Annotated in this window: 10 protein-coding genes; 8 read left to right on the top strand and 2 right to left on the bottom strand. The window is 58.2% G+C overall.

Annotated features, from left to right (window positions below):
* The first annotated feature begins 4 nt into the window (after positions 1 to 4).
* The 6 genes from K0H80_RS02590 (at position 5) to K0H80_RS02565 (ending at position 16,152) form a co-directional block, all read left to right on the top strand.
* Positions 5 to 1,411: a tetrathionate reductase family octaheme c-type cytochrome gene (locus K0H80_RS02590; RefSeq protein ID WP_220072998.1), complete on the top strand. Its 1,407-nt coding sequence runs from the start codon at positions 5 to 7 to the stop codon at positions 1,409 to 1,411.
* Positions 1,412 to 1,663: 252 nt separating this feature from the next.
* Positions 1,664 to 3,331, top strand: a complete 1,668-nt coding sequence (locus K0H80_RS02585; protein ID WP_220072997.1) for an ABC transporter transmembrane domain-containing protein — start codon at positions 1,664 to 1,666, stop codon at positions 3,329 to 3,331.
* Entirely contained in the window at positions 3,328 to 5,427 is a 2,100-nt protein-coding gene (locus tag K0H80_RS02580; RefSeq protein ID WP_220072996.1) for a peptidase domain-containing ABC transporter, read from the top strand. The genes K0H80_RS02585 and K0H80_RS02580 overlap by 4 nt, the downstream gene beginning before the upstream one ends.
* A complete protein-coding gene (locus K0H80_RS02575; protein ID WP_220072995.1) occupies positions 5,420 to 6,745 on the top strand; it encodes an HlyD family type I secretion periplasmic adaptor subunit in 1,326 nt (441 codons plus the stop codon). Before K0H80_RS02580 ends, K0H80_RS02575 begins: the two co-directional genes overlap by 8 nt.
* 9 nt (positions 6,746 to 6,754) lie before the next feature.
* The gene (locus tag K0H80_RS02570; RefSeq protein WP_220072994.1) at positions 6,755 to 8,608 is read left to right on the top strand and encodes a hypothetical protein; all 1,854 of its coding nucleotides are present in this window, start codon (positions 6,755 to 6,757) and stop codon (positions 8,606 to 8,608) included.
* On the top strand, positions 8,569 to 16,152 hold the full coding sequence (locus K0H80_RS02565) for a VCBS domain-containing protein (protein ID WP_220072993.1): 7,584 nt from the start codon (positions 8,569 to 8,571) through the stop codon (positions 16,150 to 16,152). The genes K0H80_RS02570 and K0H80_RS02565 overlap by 40 nt, the downstream gene beginning before the upstream one ends.
* Positions 16,153 to 16,204: 52 nt before the next feature.
* On the opposite strand, the gene K0H80_RS02560 is transcribed toward K0H80_RS02565, so the two are convergent.
* Positions 16,205 to 16,630, bottom strand: coding sequence for a hypothetical protein (locus tag K0H80_RS02560; RefSeq protein ID WP_220072992.1), 426 nt, complete (start codon positions 16,628 to 16,630; stop codon positions 16,205 to 16,207).
* Between the two features lie 265 nt (positions 16,631 to 16,895).
* On the opposite strand from K0H80_RS02560, the gene K0H80_RS02555 reads away from it, so the two are divergent.
* Entirely contained in the window at positions 16,896 to 18,053 is a 1,158-nt protein-coding gene (locus K0H80_RS02555; RefSeq protein WP_220072991.1) for a putative sulfate/molybdate transporter, read from the top strand.
* 73 nt (positions 18,054 to 18,126) lie between these two features.
* On the opposite strand, the gene K0H80_RS02550 is transcribed toward K0H80_RS02555, so the two are convergent.
* Complete coding sequence (locus K0H80_RS02550) at positions 18,127 to 19,218, bottom strand: alkene reductase (RefSeq protein ID WP_220072990.1); 1,092 nt, start codon at positions 19,216 to 19,218, stop codon at positions 18,127 to 18,129.
* Positions 19,219 to 19,345: 127 nt separating this feature from the next.
* Between K0H80_RS02550 and K0H80_RS02545 the strand changes: the two genes are divergently transcribed.
* The gene (locus K0H80_RS02545) at positions 19,346 to 20,263 is read left to right on the top strand and encodes a LysR family transcriptional regulator (protein WP_220072989.1); all 918 of its coding nucleotides are present in this window, start codon (positions 19,346 to 19,348) and stop codon (positions 20,261 to 20,263) included.
* Positions 20,264 to 20,276: the final 13 nt, after the last annotated feature.

Raw genomic sequence — 20,276 nt, 5'->3', positions numbered from 1 at the left:
GACAATGAAACACACACATTCTCTCACGGCGATGTTTGCTGCAGGGATCTTCGGCTTGGCCAGCCTCAATGCCATCGCCGAAAACCCGCATAAGGAAGCCATTCAGGGGCCCTTTACCCAGGGCTCTCAGGTGACCGCACAGTGCATCGAGTGTCACGAAGATCACGCCAAAGACTTTATGAAGTCTTCTCACTGGACCTGGGAACTGGAGCAGAAGCTGCCCGGACGCACAGTTAAACGGGGTAAGAAGAACGCCATCAACAACTTCTGTACTTCTATCGCCGGCAACGAGCCCAGATGTACCAGCTGTCACGCCGGCTATGGCTGGAAAGACAACAACTTCGACTTTAGTGACATGACCAAGGTCGACTGCCTGGTGTGCCACGACACCACAGGTACCTATGTTAAAGACCCTGCCGGAGCCGGTGAGGCCCTGGCTAAGGTCAATCTGGAACGTGTGGCACAAAATGTCGGCATGCCAGTACGTGACAACTGTGGCTCTTGCCACTTCTACGGTGGCGGCGGCGACGCGGTGAAGCATGGAGATCTCGACTCCTCCATGGCCTATCCCGACAAAGCCACCGACGTACACATGGACAGCGATGGCAATGACTTCCAGTGCCAGACCTGTCACACCACACAGCAGCACCAGATCACAGGTAATGCCATGGGCGTATCGCCAGGCGGTGAGAACGATATCGGCTGTGAAAACTGCCACGATAGCGCGCCACACGCCAACAAGCGCCTCAACACCCATACGGCCAGCGTCGCCTGTCAGACCTGCCATATTCCTTTCTTCGCCCGTAACGAACCCACCAAAATGAGCTGGGACTGGTCGACCGCGGGTAGCGATCAAGAGGAAACCGTAGACGAGTATGGCAAACACACCTTCATGAAGAAGAAAGGCAGCTTCGTCTGGGGCAAGATGGTCAAGCCTGAATATGCCTGGTACAACGGCAAGGCCGACGCCTACATGGTGGGTGACAAGATGGATCCATCCAAGGTCACTAAGTTGACTGCACCACTGGGTGATATCACAGACAAGACCGCCAAGATCTACCCATTCAAGGTGCATCGCGGCAAGCAGATCTACGACAAGAAGCAGAACATCTTCGTTACCGCCAAAGTCTATGGCAAGGGCGGTTACTGGAAAGAGTTCGACTGGGATAAGGCCGCCAAGCTCGGCATGGAGGCTAACCAGGCACTGGCCCAGCAAGGCATCAAGTACAGTGGTGAGCATGGCTTTGCCGAAACCGAGATGTGGTGGCGCATCAACCACATGGTTTCGCCAAAAGATCAGGCGCTCAAGTGTAACGACTGCCACAACAAGGGCACACGTTTAGATTGGCAAGCCTTAGGTTACGAAGGCGACCCAATGAAGAACAAGAAAGGCGCTAAACACGCCAAGTAAATTGTAATCCCCTTTCGTCATCTCCCTGCAGCAAAGAGGTCTAGTCCACCAGGCCTCTTTTTTTTTGCCCATCGAACTCACCCATTTAGTCTGCCAATCCGCACGATAGGATGACGAGGCAAGCTTTGCAGCTAAATCAAAAGTATAGAAATTTGTCTTATATCTAACCCTTGTCTTAGCTGCTAGCTTTAGTCCTAGCAACATTGAACTACACTCTTGTTTAATCACCAATTATTCCAAGGGACGGCATAGATGGTTAAAACCTTTCGTTTGCTCGCACAGAATCAGTCGTTCAACGAACTGCTCCTCACCTCTGTGTTTATCAATCTGCTTTCACTCGCCCTGCCTTTCACCATGTTACAGATCTACGATCGTATCTTGCCCAACGAGGCACACGGGACGGCAACAGTTCTAGTGATTGGAGTCGCTATCGCCATCCTGTTGGAGCTAATACTCAGGTACGCCCGTAGCTGGCTGCTGGGCGCTTCGGCGGCCAACTATGAGCTGCACACCATCACCCGGGTGGTGAAGCGTCTGCTCAATGCCGATTACCACCACATAGAGAATCTCGGCGCGGGCAAGATCTCCCACGGCATCCACAGCATAGCGGCCATGCGCGACATCTACTCTGGCCAGGCCGCCGTGGCACTGATGGATTTCCCCTTCGTGATCATCTTCCTCGCCCTGGTGGCCTACATAGGCGGGCCGCTGGTGTTTATCCCCCTGATCGTCTGGCTGATCGCCGGCGTGAGGGTATGGCAGCTGGGGCAGAAACTCTCTCTCGCCACTAAGGAGCTGAGCCTGAGCCAGGATGAACGTACCCGCCTCTTGATGCTGGTGCTCTCAGGGCTCACTACCACCAAGGCGATGGCCCTCGAGTCCCGCATGACCTACGCCTACAAGAAGATCAATCATCAGCGTCTCGCCCAGCAGGAAGAGGTCGACTGGCTGTCGGCGAAACTACAGGAGCTGATACAAGGCACCGCCCAGGCCACCACCCTGTGCCTGGTGATGATAGGCTGTTTCGAGGTGCTCAACGGTAACCTCACCACGGGTGGCTTGGCGGCCTGCTCCATCCTGGCCGGTCGCGCCGTCGCCCCCTTAAGCGCCATCGGCAGCCTGAGGGCCAAATATGTCAGTGCCAAGGAGGCGATGGATCAGGTCAACGTTTTGATCGCGACGCCCCAGGAGACCTTTAACGGCCAGACCCGCTATCAACAAAAACTGCCCCTCGGCCCCATTCGCTTCGAGGGTGTCAGCGCCGAGAAGACCAGCGCCCGGCTCGACAACATCAGCCTCACCATCCCTGCGGGCTGCATAGTTACCGTTACCTCCAACCCCATGACCCATGCCAGCCTGCTACTGAGCACCATAGGCGCCTATCACCAGCTAGATAGTGGGCAGATCGCCATCGCGGGTGTGCCGCAGCAGGATCACGACGGCTTCGAGTACCGTCAATCCATCTGCTATGTTCCCCCCTGGGCCAGCCTCTTCAGCGGCTCCATCTTGGAGAACATGACGCTGTTTCGCCGCGAGCGCGAGGCCAGCGCCATGCTGATCGCCGACCAACTCGGCCTATCGGCCACCCTGGCGCAGCTGCCGGCGGGTTATCAGACCCAGGTAGGCAGCAATGAGAATCAGGTGCTCAACAAGGGGGCAATCAAGCTGATCGCCCTGGTACGGGCCCTGGCACAGTCCCCCTCCATCCTGCTGCTGGATGAGCCCATGGTCTCACTGGATGCCGACTCCCAGGCCCGCCTGCTGCAGGTGTTAATGGAACGGCGCGGGCAGATGACGGTTGTCATCGCCTCCTATTTCGATGAGGTCGCGACGTTGAGCGACATGCAGATCGCACTCGGCGAGCACGGCGAGCTGGCCGGGCAAGGTCAAGGCCAAGGCCAAGGAGGAGCGCGCCCATGAGTCAGCACCTAGATCCGATACATCTATCCAAGTCGCTGCTGATCGCCCTGTTCCATCAGCTGGGCCTTAGCGTGCAGGCCAGCAACATAGACAAGAGCGATCTCCACGACAGGCTCACCCATCTCGAAGCCTATATTCTGCTGAAGAAGCATCATGTAGGCATCAAGGTACAGGCACTGGATGCTAACCTCCTGGTCCACAGCGTCTACCCCTTCATCTTGCTGCCTCAGGATGGCGAGCCTATGGTGGCGCGGCGCAGCAACCACAGTTTTCAATACTTAAGCCAAGATAATCAATGGCTCACACTCGACAAGCTGCCGAGCGCCGGCCACGTGTTTCTGGTGGAGAGCCTGCCGGCCCAGAGCCGAAGCAGCAGCGTGTTCGCCTCCCATCTCGCCAAGCTCAGGCCCTGGTACCGCCCCATCTTCTGGCTGAGTCTGTTATCCAGCCTGAGTGGCCTCGCCATTCCCCTCTTTACCATGGCGGTGTACGACAGGGTCATCGGCGGACAGGCGCCGCAGATCCTGCCCAGCATAGCCCTGGGGGCGGCCCTGGCCCTAGGGATATATGTCGCCAGTCGGCTGCTTAGGGCACAGGCTTTGGCCAATGTCAGCAACCGCTTCGCTAGGGATCTTTCCGGCATCACCTTCAACCGCCTGCTGAGCATGCCCCTTAGCCTGCTCTCACGGGTCGGTCTCTCCAGCCATATCGCCAGAATGCGCAACGCCGAGAAGGTGCGCAGCCTGGTGGCCGGCCCTGGCGGAGCCGGTCTCATCGATCTGCCCTTTACCCTCATCGCTCTGGTCGCCATTACCCTGTTGAGTGGTGTTTTGGTGCTGGTGCCGCTGGCCATGTTGCTGCTCTTCTATCTGGTGATGAAAGCGCTGGACAAATTTACCCAGGCCGCCGCGCCCACCATCAGCGGCGAGTATCAGAACAGCCTCAACGAGCTCTCGACTCACCTGCTACCGCTTAAGAGCGCCGGCGAGAGTGGCGCCTGGTACGAGCAATTTATGCGCCGCGCCCGGGAACATTGCCGGCAGAACTTTCTCTACAGCAAACGTGCGGGACTCAACGCGGCGGTGGCCCATGCCATGGGGCTGTTTACCGCCCTCGCTACAGTGTTTACCGGCATCTTCCTGGTGCTCAACCAGAGCATCACCCCGGGGGCGCTGATCGCCTGCGTCATGTTGATCTGGCGGATCACAGGCCCGGCGCAGCTGGCCTTCGCCTCGCGGCAGAAGTTTACCCTGCTCAAGGGCGCCGTCGATCAGTTCGATCGTTTCATGGGCGTAACCACAGAGTTCAATGAGCTCAGGCTCGACTCGCCAAATCTCAACCAGACACCGGCGCTCTCTTTTAAGCATGTGACCCTGAGATACAGCGCCGACAGCGAGCCCGCCCTCTCCGGTGTCACCCTCGACATCGAAGCCGGCGAGACGGTGGCCATCATAGGTCCCAACGGCAGCGGCAAGACCTCGCTGCTGCTCACCGCCATAGGGGTTATCGAGCCCCAAGCCGGCTTCGTCACCGTCAATAGCAAGAACCTAAAACAGTTCGACCCAGAGATCTTCCGTCAGTGGGCCGTCTACAGCCCCACCAACAGCGAGATCTTACCCGGCACTCTGGCGGACAATCTGCGCCTGGCCAAGCCAGAGGCCAGCGACGAAGAGCTCAAGCAGGCCCTCAAAGATGCCGGCGGCGCCTCGCTGCTGCAGGCGCTGAAACAAGACATAGATGCCAACCTCTTCTCCCGCGGTACCAGCATGTTCTCGGCAGTGGAAAGCAGCTATATCAGCCTGGCAAGGGCCCTGTTGAAAGGCTCCCCCCTGCTGGTGATGGATGAGCCGATAGCCAATCGCAATCCCTTTGCCAGACAGGCCTTTATCCAAACCCTCAGGCGCCTCAAGGGCAAGACCACCATCCTATTCACCACTCACGATCAGGCACTGATCCAACAGGCCGACAAGGTGGTGATCCTCGACAAAGGCACAGTGGTCTACGCAGGGCCTCTGCCTAACCAAGACAGTGTGACGACACAAGGTGCAACCAACCAGGACTCAACCCCCAGCATGGAGGCCTCACAAAATGAATGACAGCCAACTCACTCAGCGTTCATGGCCTGAACACGAATTTACCGAGGCCGTCGAGGCGCCCGCCGAGAAGCGCGCCATTCGCCGCATCACCTTCTTTATCGCCACGGCCGTCTTCATTCTACTGATCTGGTCTATCTTCACCAACATTGAGGAGATCGCCAAGGCCAAGGGCCAGGTGGTGCCTCTGGGGCACAGGCAAGTGATCCAGAGCCAGACCGGCGGCACCCTGGCATCGATCGCCGTCGCCGAGGGAGATCTGGTCCAGAAGGGCGACCTGATCGCTAACTTTGTCGCCACCGACAGCCAGGCGCTGAAGGAGGAGCTACAAAGCAAGCAGGCCAACCTGGAGCTGAAGATAGAGAGATACACCGCCTTCCTCGAGGAGCGCGAGCCTGATTTTAATGCCTATCAGCTCGGCTTCCCCGCCTTGGTGGCTCAGCACATCAACGCCTTGGCACGTATGAATCAGGAGAAGCAGGCGATCATCGCCCTGTCCGAATCTGACGTGGCAAAGTCTGAGGCTGAGCTGGCCAGTGTCGAGCAGGAGATTACCCCGCTCAAGGATCAGATCCGCTCGGTAGAACAGACCCTCAAGATGATGAACTCAGTTAAGGAGCAGCAGGCAGTTTCTAAGCTTAGAATGTTGGAGTCACAACAGAAGCTCGACGCCTATATCCGTGAGCTCAAGGTGCTGGAGGGGCGTCTCAGAGTGCTGCAACGCAACATAGACAATCAAGAGAAACAGCTGGCCCAGAAGCAGGCGAGCCTCTTCAACGAGGTGGGTGAAAAACGCACCGACGCCCAGGCCGAACTGCTGGGCATAGTTGCCCGGCTCAAATCCTCTGACTCCCTGGTGCAGCAGAACCGGGTTACCTCGCCGGTGGATGGCATCATTCAATCTATCCCCAACAACTCCGCGGGTAGCGTGATCCAGCCAGGCGGCACGGTGGCGGTGATCGTCCCTACCACGCCCACCGCGCTGCTAGAGGCCAAGCTGTCCCCAAGAGACATAGGCTTCGTCACCGTCGGACAGAAGGCCCGCATCAAGATAGATGCCTTCGACTACAGCCGCTACGGCGCCATCGATGGGCTGGTGAAGAAGATCTCCCCCAGCACGGATGCTGACGAGAAAGGCGGCGTCTTCTACAAGGTACAGATAGCCATCGACAAACCCTACTTCGGCGACCAACCCGACAAGCTGGCGTTGATCCCCGGCATGACGGGAGAAGCCGACATAGTGACAGGCGACAAGACAGTCTTCCAATACCTGTGGAAGCCCGTTTTTACCAATGTGACCGAAGCCTTTGGTGAACGTTAGGAGAACGCCATGAGCCAAGATAAGCGCCCCAACACGCCACCTCAGGACGAGTCTAATCAGGCTACTAATCAGGCTAAGCCGCAAACCAATTCGCAGCCGGCGAGCGAGCCGGAGCCGTTAACAGAGGCTCAGCGACGTGAGCGCGAGGCGAAACGTGTCGCCAGGGCGCAGGATAAGGCGGTCCAAAAGCTCAAGGCCGAAGAGTATCGCGATGGCAAGACGGCAAGCCGCTTCAATCAAGATCTGGTGGCAGATAAGCCTTGGCACACGGCCGCCGGCGCAGGCGCAGAGCCAGAGCAACTAGACGCAGATCTGGCAAATAGTGCAGATCAGGACCCAATGGCTCAGGGAGATCAGACACCAAGCTCAACAGAATTAGACGAAAAGATAGCGTCAGCGGCTCAGTCACAGCAAAGTCAGTCTCAAGAGGTTCAGCCACAAGAAGCCCAGACACAGGAAGCTCAAACGCCAGAAGCACAAGCAAATGCGGCGCAGCCGCATAATAAGCTGGCCCACCGCGCAGCGCAGACAACGGGAATAGAGGAATTTAGCGGCTTCGAAAAAGGCACAGCCCAGACCCCAAGCCTGACGCCTCTTGCTCACGCCCTCACCTCAGGCGGCACGCCGCCCGCCTTTCAGGTGACCCTGACGAGTAGCGAGACACAAGCTCATAAGCCACCACAGCCGAGCACCGGCTCGACACAGCAGCCAGGCACTCAGCAAACAGGCACTCAGCACCCAACAACTGACCGCCCCACTACCGACCCTCAGGTCTCGCTGACAGGAACGAGTACTGGCACTGGCACTGGCACTGGCACTGGCACTGGCACTGGCACTGGCACTGGCACTGGCACTGGCACTGGCACTGGCACTGGCACTGGCACTGGCACTGGCACTGGCACTGGCACTGGCACTGGCACTGGCACTGGCACTGGCACTGGCACTGGCACTGGCACTGGCACTGGCACTGGCACTGGCACTGGCACTGGCACTGGCACTGGCACTGGCACTGGCACTGGCACTGGCACTGGCACTGGCACTGGCACTGGCACTGGCACTGGCACTGGCACTGGCACTGGCACTGGCACTGGCACTGGCACTGGCACTGGCACTGGCACTGGCACTGGCACTGGCACTGGCACTAGCACACTGGCACTGGCACACTGGCACTGCACTGGCACTGGCACTGGCACTGGCACTGGCACTGGCACTGGCACTGGCACTGGCACTGGCACTGGCACTGGCACTGGCACTGGCACTGGCACTGGCACTGGCACTGGCACTGGCACGGCACTGGCACTGGCACTGGCACTGGCACTGGCACTGGCACTGGCACTGGCACTGGCACTGGCACTGGCACTGGCACTGGCACTGGCACTGGCACTGGCACTGGCACTGGCACTGGCACTGGCACTGGCACTGGCACTGGCACTGGCACTGGCACTGGCACTGGCACTGGCACTGGCACTGGCACTGGCACTGGCACTGGCACTGGCACTGGCACTGGCACTGGCACTGGCACTGGCACTGGCACTGGCACTGGCACTGGCACTGGCACTGGCACTGGCACTGGCACTGGCACTGGCACTGGCACTGGCACTGGCACTGGCACTGGCACTGGCACTGGCACTGGCACTGGCACTGGCACTGGCACTGGCACTGGCACTGGCACTGGCACTGGCACTGGCACTGGCACGCATGAAAATCCGTTACATATTGATAGTCAACAAGATTTTCAAACGATTAAAGAAAATAGTGTTATCGATACGGTATCGGGCAAACTCGCGGCCAGCGGCGACACCAAAGATACCGTCACCTGGACGATGGAGACCAGCAAGGGGCAATATGGCGATCTTGTGCTGAATCCAAGCACGGGTGAGTGGCACTATCATCTCAACAACTTCGATGCCAAGACCAATGCCCTGTTCGAAGGCGAGCACCACAATGAAACCTTTACCATTACGGCCACAGACAATTTGGGCAACAGAGTCAGCAGCGTCATATGCGTCGCCGTCGAGGGCAGTAACGATCTGCCGGTGATCTCCGGCGTCCATCATGCCAGCCTCAACGAGCTGGGCTCGGTTGATCGGGTATCGGGCCAATTGATCGCCACGGATCCTGACACGGGAGACGGCGTCCATTGGGCTGTGCCCCATTCATCAGGCGTCTATGGCGAGCTAGTGATCGACCCAGATACAGGTGTCTGGCAGTATCGGATCGATAATAGCTCGCCCAACACCCTGGCCCTACATGCAGGCCAGGTGGCCACGGAAACCTTCAGAGTCACGGCAACCGACAGCTCGGGACAACCCGTCAGCCAGATAGTGACAATAGAAGTTCACGGCGCAGATCAGCGAGCCATCATCCATGGCATGGCCAGCGGCTCGGTGACAGAAGACAGAGACCTGGTCGCCGGGCAGCTACAGACATCGGGGCAACTGACGGTGATCGATCCCGATGACGGCGATGCTCACTTCATTGCCACCACACTCCAAGGGCAATACGGCACTCTGACTATTAACGATCTCGGCCACTGGACCTACACCGCCGACAACTCTCAGTCCGCGATACAAGGGCTCAAGTCTGGCGAGTCCCTCACCGAGACCTTGTTTGTTCACTCAATTGATGGCAGCGATCAGAAGGTCACGGTCACCATCAATGGTACAGACGACAGGGCGGTGATTGGCGCCACCACGGGAGCCGTGACCGAAGACAAAGACCTCTATCAGGGCCTACTGAGAGTCGATGGCGCGCTGACGGTGACCGATGCCGATCATGGCGAGGAGCAGTTTGTCGCCACCAGTCTCCAAGGCCAATACGGCACTCTGACAATCAATAACTTAGGCCACTGGACCTACACAGCAGATAACTCACAGGCCGCGATTCAAGGACTCAAGTCCGGCGAGTCACTCACCGAGACCCTGTTTGTTCACTCGGTCGACGGTACAGAGCAGAAGGTGATCGTCACCATCAATGGCACAGACGACAGGGCTGTGATTGGCGGCACGGCCACGGGCACAGTGACCGAAGACAAAGACCTGTATCAGGGACAACTCCGCGTCGATGGCGCGCTGACGGTCATAGATGCCGACCACGGCGAGGCGCAATTTGTCGCCACTAGCCTCCAAGGTCAGTACGGCACTCTGACTATTAACGATCTCGGCCACTGGACCTACATTGCGGACAACTCACAGGCCCCGATACAGGGGCTCAAATCCGGTGAATCCCTTACCGAGACTCTGTTTGTTCACAGCATCGATGGCACCGAACAGAAGGTCACCGTGACCATCAATGGCACGGACGATAAGGCGGTCATTGGTGGCGCTTCAATGGGGGCGGTTACTGAAGACAAAGATCTCTATCAGGGTCAGCTCAGGGTGGACGGTGCCCTGAGCGTAACCGATGCCGATCATGGCGAGTCGCAATTTGTCGCCACCAGCCTGCAAGGCCAATATGGCACTCTGACCATCAACAACCTCGGCCACTGGACCTACACAGCAGATAACTCACAGGCGGCAATACAAGGGCTCAAATCCGGTGAGTCACTCACCGAGACCCTGTTTGTTCACTCAATTGATGGCACAGAGCAGAAGGTGACCGTCAGCATCAATGGCACAGACGACAAGGCGGTCATTGGCGGCGCTTCAATGGGGACGGTTACCGAAGACAAAGATCTCTACCAGGGTCAGCTCAGGGTGGACGGCGCGCTGAGGGTAACCGATGCAGATCATGGCGAAGCGCAGTTCATCGCCACCAGCCTACAGGGCCAATTCGGCACCCTGACCATCAACAGCCTCGGCCACTGGACCTACACTGCCGACAACGCTCAAACCACCATTCAGGGGCTCAAGTCCGGCGAGTCACTCACAGAGACTCTGTTTGTTCACAGCATTGATGGCACAGAGCAGAAGGTAATTGTCACCATCAATGGCACTGACGATAAAGCTGTGATTGGCGGCGCGGCCACGGGAGCCGTAACCGAAGATAGAGACCTCAATCAAGGCCTACTCAGGGTCGATGGCGCCCTGACAGTTACCGATGCCGATCATGGCGAGGCGCAATTTGTTGCCACCAGCCTGCAAGGCCAATACGGCACCCTGACCATCAACGATCTCGGCCACTGGACCTACACCGCCGACAACTCACAGGTGGCGATACAAGGGCTCAAGTCCGGCGAATCACTCACCGAGACGCTATATGTCCACAGCGTCGATGGCACAGAGCAGAAGGTGACGGTCAGCATCAATGGCACAGACGACAAGGCGGTGATTGGCGGTACTGCAACGGGGATTGTTAATGAGGACAAAGACCTCTATCAGGGACAGCTGAGAGTGGACGGTGCGCTGATGGTCACAGATGCCGACCACGGCGAGGCGCAATTTGTCGCCACCAGCCTACGGGGCCAGTATGGCACCCTGACAATCAACGATCTCGGTCATTGGACCTACACGGCAGACAACTCCCAGGCCTCCATTCAGGGGCTCAAATCCGGCGAATCCCTTACTGAGACTCTGTTTGTTCACTCGGTCGAAGGCACAGCGCAGACAATCACGGTCACCATCAATGGCACGGACGACAAGGCGGTGATTGGCGGTACTGCAACGGGGATTGTTAATGAGGACAGAGACCTCTATCAAGGACAACTGAGAGTGGACGGTACACTGACGGTGACAGATGCCGACAGCGCCCAAAACCAGTTCATTGCCACCAGCCTGCAAGGCCAATACGGCACTCTGACTATTAACGATCTCGGCCACTGGACTTACACAGCCGACAACGCTCAAACCGCCATTCAGGGGCTCAAATCCGGCGAGTCACTGACTGAGACCCTGTTTGTTCACAGCATTGACGGCAGCGAGCAGAAGGTAACTGTCAGCATCAATGGCAGCGACGATAAAGCGGTAATAGGCGGTACGGCCACGGGAACTGTAACTGAGGACAAAGATCTCTACCACGGACAACTCAGGGTCGATGGTGCACTCACCGTCACCGATCCCGACAGCAGACAGAACCAGTTTGTTGCCTCCAGTCTACAGGGCCAATACGGCACACTGATCATCAACGATCTCGGCCACTGGACTTACACAGCCGACAACGCCCAAGCCGCGATTCAGGGGCTAAAGTCCGGCGATTCACTCACCGAAACTCTGTTTGTTCACAGCGTCGATGGCAGTGAGCAGAAGGTGACCGTCACCATCAATGGCACAGACGATAGGGCGGTAATTGGCGGCGCGGCAACGGGAGCCGTAACCGAAGATAGAGACCTGTACCAAGGACAGCTGAGAGTGGACGGTGCGCTGACGGTCACCGATGCCGACAGCGGGCAAAACCAATTCATTGCCACCAGCCTGCAGGGCCAATATGGCACCCTGACTATTAACGATCTCGGTCACTGGACCTACACAGCGGATAACGCCCAGCCCGCGATACAAGGTCTCAAGTCAGGCAAGTACCTCAGCGAAACCCTGATGGTGCATAGCCTCGATGGCACAGAGCAGACGATCACCATCAAGATCTCAGGACAAGACGACGCTGCCGTCATCACGGGAGAAGACAAGGGCAACCTTAAGGAAGATTATTATCCTGCCGGCGATGCGCACAATACCCTGCACTACACGGGGTCCCTAGACGTCCATGATCCAGATAAGGGGGAGAGCTATTTTCGAGCGACTCACGACGCTCAGGCAATCTCGGATCCCTTCGGTGGCAGCCTGGATATCGAGAAGCACGGAGTGTGGCAGTACGTGGTCTCAAATAACGCCCTCCAACACCTGGGTAAGGGACAGTTTGAGCAGGTCGTCTATCGCGTCTACAGCGCCGATGGCACAAGCAAAGATATCACGATCACCCTAGAGGGCACCAACGATGCCCCCGTGGTTAGCGCCACCAAGATACTTCCAGCCGGCCAGGAAGATACCCAGATGCGGCTCACCCCGGCGCAGCTGCTAGCCCACGCCAAAGATATCGACGACAACGACGCCGGCCAACTCACGGTCGCCAATCTCCAGGCCGATCATGGGACTATCACCACCAACCCCGACGGCAGCTTCACCTTCACCCCTGAGAAGGACTACAACGGCGCGGTACACTTTACCTATGACGTCAAAGACGCACACGGTGGTATCGCCCACGCACAGGCCAGTACCACGCTCGCGGCGATGAGTGACCAGGCCCAGGTCTCAGGTGATACCCACGGCGAGCTAGTCGAAGATCAACACCCGGACGCCCACAACCAGATAGCCATCTCGGGCCAGCTCAATGTGCAGGATCCCGACGCGGGACAGGCGGGCTTCCAAGCGGGCACGGCGACACAAGTGGACGACCCCTTCGGCGGCAGTCTGCATATCGGCGCCGACGGCAGCTGGACCTACGACGTCGACAACGCCAGGCTACAACAGCTGAGCGAACATCAGGAGGTCTTGGTTACCCACAGAGTCTATACCTTAGACGGCACGGCGCAGGATATCGTCATCAAGATAACCGGCACCAACGATGCTCCCAAGCTAGGCGTGGCGCAGCTCTCAAGCACCACTGGGCATCTCACGGTACAAGACCCCGACAACCAAGACAGCCACAGCTTCTCGGTTGCCCAGCAAACGGGACAATTTGGCACCCTGGTTGTCGACCCAGACACAGGCGCCTACAGCTACCACCTCAATCAGAGCGTGGCCGGCATGCATTACGACAAGGCCAGCGGTCAGTACCAAGGCACAGACACCTTCGAGGTGCGGGTCAGTGACAACCATGGCGGCAGCGAGACCAAATTTATCAGCTTCGATGCCAGGGTTAGCCTCACCATGCCAACCGGCACAGGCCTACAACCCCAATTGCATGCCACAGTCACCAGCTCATCGCAGCTGGTGGACACTAAGCCACAGCTGCCACCAACACAGACCATAGGCAACGCCATTACTCTCGCACTGAGTCATGCCAGCGATACCGGCGCCTCCGACAGCGACGGTATCACCCATGACTCCCACCCTGTGGTCGAGGGGCAGACGGACATCCCCTTCTCCCTGGTCACCCTATATGAGCAGGGCAACAAGCTCACCAGCCTGTTAAGTGATGCTCAGGGGCACTACAGCGTCGCACTCAGTGGCCTTAGCGAGGGCGCCCATCAGATCAGCGCCAGTGCCCAGGCCCCCGGCAGTCAACAAACGGTGCAGGCCACACCGCTGGCGCTCACACTCGACACCCAGACAGATATAGCCGTGCATAGCGCCTCTCTGAATGGTCATGGCGAGTTGGTGGTGCAGGTCTACCTGCCCAAGGATAGCGAGCTGACTCAGCTGGTGATCAGCAGCAGTGGCGGCGGTCAGCCCCTGGTGATCGACCCTCAACACCACGATGCCATTGGTGGCAGCGTGAGTCATCCCGATCATCAGTATATTAATTTCGAGCATATCGACCTCTCATCGCTGCCCGATGGCGAACTCACCATCAGCGTGCGCGGGCAAGATGTAGCGGGCAATCAGGCATCAGCCAGCAGTAGCCAATTTAACGGCTTACCGCTCAGCCTCAACACCAATATACCGCCCCTCACCCTGGCGCTGACCCATGATACCGGCAAGTCCAGCAGCGATGGCATCACCACAGACGCCAGCCTGACCATAGGTGGCCAGCTCGCCGGCATGCGGGTGGAATATTCGATCGACGGCGGTCAGCATTGGCAGTCGCAATTCACTCCGGTGCAGGGCCACAACCAGCTTTGGGTGCGCCAGACCGACGCCTTCGGCCACGCATCGCCCCACGCCCAACTCGACTTTGAGCTGGATAATCAGGCGCCGCTCCCCCAGATACGACTCGACGCCATCACACCAGACAATCTGGTCAATGCCGTCGAGGCGGGCAGAAGCATAGCTGTTACGGGCAGCGTCAACAGCGAAGTGCCCGGAGGTACGCCAATCACCCTGGCCATAGGGCAACAGACCTATCAGGGACAGGTGGACAACCAAGGGCATTTCAGCGTGCAGGTGCCCGGTAGCGAGCTGGCCGGCGCCCATGAGATAAATGCCTCCCTGACCACCACAGATCTTGCCGGTAACCAGGGAAGCGCTACGGAGAACCATCAATATCAGGTCGATACCCAGGCCAGCATAGACATGAACCCCATCGCCGGCGACAACATGCTACAGGCCGGCGAGCAGCATCAAGCCCTCACCATCAGCGGCACGGTCACTAATGTCGAAGAGGGGCAGAGGGTGACCGTCTCCATCGGTGGGCAGCAATACCATGCCAACGTGCACAACGGTTGCTGGAGCACTCAGCTAAGCGCCGCCGAGGTCGATGCCTTGCCGGGCGGCAGCCTGGAAATCAAGGCCATGGTCAGCGATCTGGCGGGTAACCAGGCACAGATGAGCAGCCCCCTGTATGTGGTCGACCACGCCAACCCTATCCCCAGCATGAGTTTTCTCACGCCGCCTACGCCGACGGGGACTGGCGCCATAGGCTCCCACATCTCGGGCGATCTGATTGCGCCGCCGCTACTGCAACAGCTTACCCCCAACGCCCCTACCACTGGCGCCTGGGCGATCGATGACGGTCATGGTCACCCCACCCTGAGCCTCAGAGGTCAATACGGCACACTCACCATAGATCCAGATACCGGCCATGTGGATTATGTCTATAACCAGGCACCGACACCTGGCGATAAGGCTGCCGGCGGCACCCACTGGGCGGGGGAAACCACCTCGGAAACCCATCACGATATCTTTCATATCCTCTATCACGACAGCCACTCCTCCAATGTGGATGTGGAAGTAAATTTGGATATCACCTATGTTCACGGCCACAGTGGTCACAACCAACTATCGACCCAGTTGGTAGATATGACGGTCACCCCTGTCACCACTAGCCCTGCCCCGCCGCCACCGCCGCCTGAGCTGCACGATACTCCCCAATGGGATGACAACCAGGAGGCCAGTGATGACGCCCAGGTCATCGTCATTCAGGCAAGCGAAGGCGAGGCAGAGGATAGACATGCTCGGCACCCGGCAGATCAAGATGAGAAGCCTGTAAATCATCCCCATGAGTTGGCGGCGAGTGGCGCCGAACCCTCTCATACAGAGGCGGACGCCCGCCCACTGGCGGCTGCGGCGCTCGCCCCCGTGGACCACTACCTGCAGATGGTGGGGCTGAGTCAGCAGGATCTGGCGCAAGTCGAGAGTCACACTAAGCCTCAGCCTGATCTGGAGACGCCCCTGATGGCCACGGAGCACTTCGACGCCGACGATCTCACCCTGACCCCGGCAGATCAGTTCGACAACCCGCTGCTGGAGGAGCATGAGAAAGAGAAGCCTCATCCATCGCTTGTGGATATCGACGATCCCAGAGACGATCAGCATGCCAGTGCCCATGACGACGAGCTGCTACACAACGCCTTAAACGATATGCACAACCAGTTTTAAGGCATAAGAAAGGCCCGCTCGCGGGCCTTTGCATTTAACCTAAGCTTAGCCGCTAAGATTGAGACAGGCTCTTCAGGCCGCTGGTGTCTATCCCCTTTAGCGCCTCGCGCTCCATCGCCTTCTTCTCTTCCCAGGCATTATGTTTCTTCTGCTCGTCGAGTTTCTGCTGCTCCAGATTCAGCTTCACCTGACGCTGAATCGCTTCCTGCTCAGACTCGCATTGCTTGAAGCCGTCGGACCATCCCTGAGCATACTGCTTATCGGCGTCGAACTTGGCGACATCCTTCTTGAACTGATCGAAAAGGCTGCCGCCCGCCTTATTGCCACTATGGCATCCATCGTCGTAACCATCGGCATAGGCGACCGGATATCCTTGGTCTATCATGATGTCTCTCTGGCTGGCACAGGCCGACAGCAAGAATGTCGTCGCCACCAGCAAAGGCACAATCCCCAATTTGATTAACCGCTTCTCTTCCATCACTTGACCCCTTTTTCATTTGACAGAAGCGAAACACTAACACACACGTCCGACCAGAAATCCTCAGCAATCGCACACTTTTTGAATGATTAGCAATAATTAATGTTGAGATCTCTTGACCCAGTGGCGACCGAGAGTGTGACAACTTGTCTCACCCACTTTAGCCAAATGGCCCATTTTGCCTCGGTTTTACCGATAAAAGCATACAAAAAACATGGCATTAAATTTGCCATGAAATGAGTGATGATTTCCCACGGCAAGTAATATGAGATGTAACACCCAAGACGTTAACCAGCTAAACAAACACATAGGAGAATTCAGCGGTGCCTTCGCCGATCTCGGCACCTTTCTGCCACTGGTGCTCGGCCTGATCGCCATCAACCATTTCTCCCCTCAGGGGATCTTTCTCGGCTTCGGCCTGTTCGCCCTCTTTACCGCCTACTTCTATCGACGGCCCATTCCTGTGCAGCCGATGAAGGTGATCGCGGCGCTGGTGATCGCCCAGGGACTCACGCCCGGCATGCTGCAGGCCAGCGGTATCCTGATGGGACTCATACTCTTGCTGCTGGCCTATAGCGGCGCCATCGGCTGGATGGCCAAACAACTGTCCCCCGCCGTGAGCATAGGTATACAACTGGCTATCGGCCTGCAACTCATCTGGATGGGCGGGCAGATGATGAGCGGCACCTGGCTCATCGGCATACTGGCCTTCAGCGCCCTGTTTATGAGCCGTTTCATGCCGCTTCCCTACTTGGCCATGCCCCTGGTATTGGTGCTAGGCGTGCTGTGGCAGGCAAACCAGGGCTCGGCCCCCAGCTTCACCCTGTCGGCCACCACTGACTGGCAACTGGGCTGGCCCAATATCGACGAGTGGCAATCTGCCGCCCTGCTGTTAGTGCTACCGCAACTGGCACTCACACTCACCAATGCGGTGATCGCCACTTCGGCCATGGCCGGAGAGAAGTTTCCCCAAGATAGGCTAATCGATGACAAACGTTTCGCACCGCGGCGCCTGGCCACCAGCTCGGGCTGGGCAAACCTGCTGCTAGCACCACTTGGCGCAACACCCATGTGCCATGGCGCGGGCGGCCTAGCGGTGCAATATCACTTTGGTGCCCGCAGCTGGCGCGCCCCGGCCCTGTTCGGTATCTGCTGCCTGCTGGTCGCCCTATGCTGGGGCGATACCATAGCCCAGGTGCTATCTCTGATCCCCTTGGCGATTCTGGGGAGCCTGCTGGCGATCGCCGGCCTGCAACTGGCTTGGTCGAAACGCTTTCTCGATGGCAAACCCTTCTGCATCTTTGTGATCTTATCCACGGCCGCCGTCTGCCTGACCATCAATACCGCCGCAGGACTCGCCGTTGGGGTGATATTGGAGATGGGCCGCAGGCAGTGGCACCTGATCTCTGATCTCAGGCACTGAGTCGATTAATCCCCTAGCCCTTGTACTAATCCTTGGGGCTAAGGGAATACCTGCCATCAGATTTTTATTATGCCTAACGCGCGGCGGGATAGTCCGTATATCCCGCCGCACCACCGCCAAACAATGGGCCCTTGTCGAAGCTTGCCAGCGGCAACTTGTGCTGCAACCTGTGGGGCAGGTCAGGGTTGGCGATAAAGGGACGACCGAAGGCCACCAGATCCGCATAGCCCTTGCTCAGCACTTCGCTGGCCCTGGCAAGATCGTAGCGTCCTGCCACGATAATAGTGGCGTCGAACAGGTTACGTAGCTGCACCCTGAAGGACTCGGGGATCTGCGGCGCATCATCCCAATCCGCCTCTGACAGGTGGATATAGGCGATCCCCATCTTTGACAGCGTGTCGGCTGCCAGCAAGATGGTATCGACAATCTCGGGGCAGTTCATGTCCTTGAAGGTCACGAAGGGAGCAAGGCGCACGCCGACCCGCCCGGCGCCTATTCTTTCGCTCACTGCCGCCACCACCTCAAGCAGGAAGCTAATACGTTTCTCACCGCTGCCGCCGTAGGCATCGCGGCGCTTGTTAGAGTTGGTGCGCAGGAACTGATCGATGAGGTAACCGTTACCGCCATGGAGCTCGACTCCATCGAAGCCAGCGGCCACCGCATTGCTCGCCGCATCGGCAAAGTCCTTGACCACACGATCGATATCCGCCTGGGTCATCTCTCTGGGCGTCGGGCAATCCAGCATCTGCCCCTCGGGGTGCGCAGCATCGACCACCCATACCTGGGTTCCTTCTGGCTTGATGGCCGAGGGTGCCATGGGCGCCTCGCCGCCCTGAAAGACAGAATGAGACACCCGGCCCACATGCCAGAGCTGATTGAAGATCTTGCCGCCCGCACTGTGCACCGCATCAGTCACCTGACGCCAGCCGTCGATCTGCGCCTGGGTATAGATGCCAGGGGTAAAGGAATATCCCTGGCTATCACCTGAGATCTGGGTCGCCTCGGTCACAATCAGCCCCGCCGAGGCGCGCTGGGCATAGTAGGTGGCCATCATCTGGTTGGGCAGATTGCCTGGCTGGCTGGTGCGTGAGCGGGTCATGGGCGCCATCACGATACGGTTGGCCAAGGTATGCTGGCCCATCTGGTAGGAGTTAAAAAGTTTCATCGGGTTTCCTTATGCCGACAGGTCGCGGCAGATGTAGTTCAAGTTGTTCGATGAAACAGAGTCTATTACCCGTTACATAATTTGATAATTAGGCTAGTATTGAAATCATTTTCAAAAAATTTTTGATATGTATCATCTCAAAGATCTGCAACTGGCGATCCGCATCGCCGACCTGCACAGCGTATCGGCCGCCGCCCGCGAACTGGGCATGACACCTGCCTCCGCCAGCGCCGCCCTGCAGCGTCTGGAACATAAGCTTAACTGCCAGCTGTTCGCCCGCTCGACCCGCAACATGCAGCTGACCGAGGAGGGCCAGGCCTTCATCGACACCGGGCGTCAGGCCCTCAGCCTGCTGCAAGGTGCCAGCGACGCCCTCGCCGACAAGCGAGGCGAACTCAGGGGCGAGCTGCGCATCGCCCTCCCCTCAGATCTTGGCCGCAACCGGGTAAGAGCCTGGCTGGATGAGCTAGCGGCCCAGGCCCCCGAGCTGACCCTGAGGCTCTATTTCGGCGATCAGCTGGACGACCTCATCGCACAGAATGTCCATCTGGCGCTGAGATACGGTGAGCTACAGGACTCCTCCCTGATGCGCAGGCAGCTGGCGCGCATGCACAGGGTGGCGGTGGCCTCGCCAGGCTACTTAGCGCGCCATGGCCGCCCGAGCCATCCCCAGCAGCTAAGCCAACATAAAATCTTATTGCTCAATCGCGGTAACACCCCATGGCACAAGTGGCGTTTCGCCGACAAACAACAGCCCCTCGAGGTCGAGCTGACGGGCAGCAAGAGTTGCAACGACGGCGCCGTGATAAAAGAGTGGGCCCTGGCGGGGGAAGGGATCGCCTACAAGAGCTGGTTCGATGTGTCCCAGGAGGTCACAGAGGGCAGGCTCGAGCTGGTGCTGACCGACTATCTGGCCGACCCCATCCCTCTGCAGCTCACCTATCTGCAGACGGAGTATCCAAGCCACAAGGTCCGCACCTGTATCGAGTTTCTTAAAGAGAAATGCCACGCCTTCGACAGCCAATATCCGCTGCTCAGGCGCTAGCAACAAAAAACGC

Origin of the sequence: Shewanella aegiceratis, assembly GCF_019457495.1 — a bacterium.
GTDB classification, from domain to species: domain Bacteria; phylum Pseudomonadota; class Gammaproteobacteria; order Enterobacterales; family Shewanellaceae; genus Shewanella; species Shewanella loihica.
This window is presented reverse-complemented; position numbering and strand designations above follow the sequence as displayed.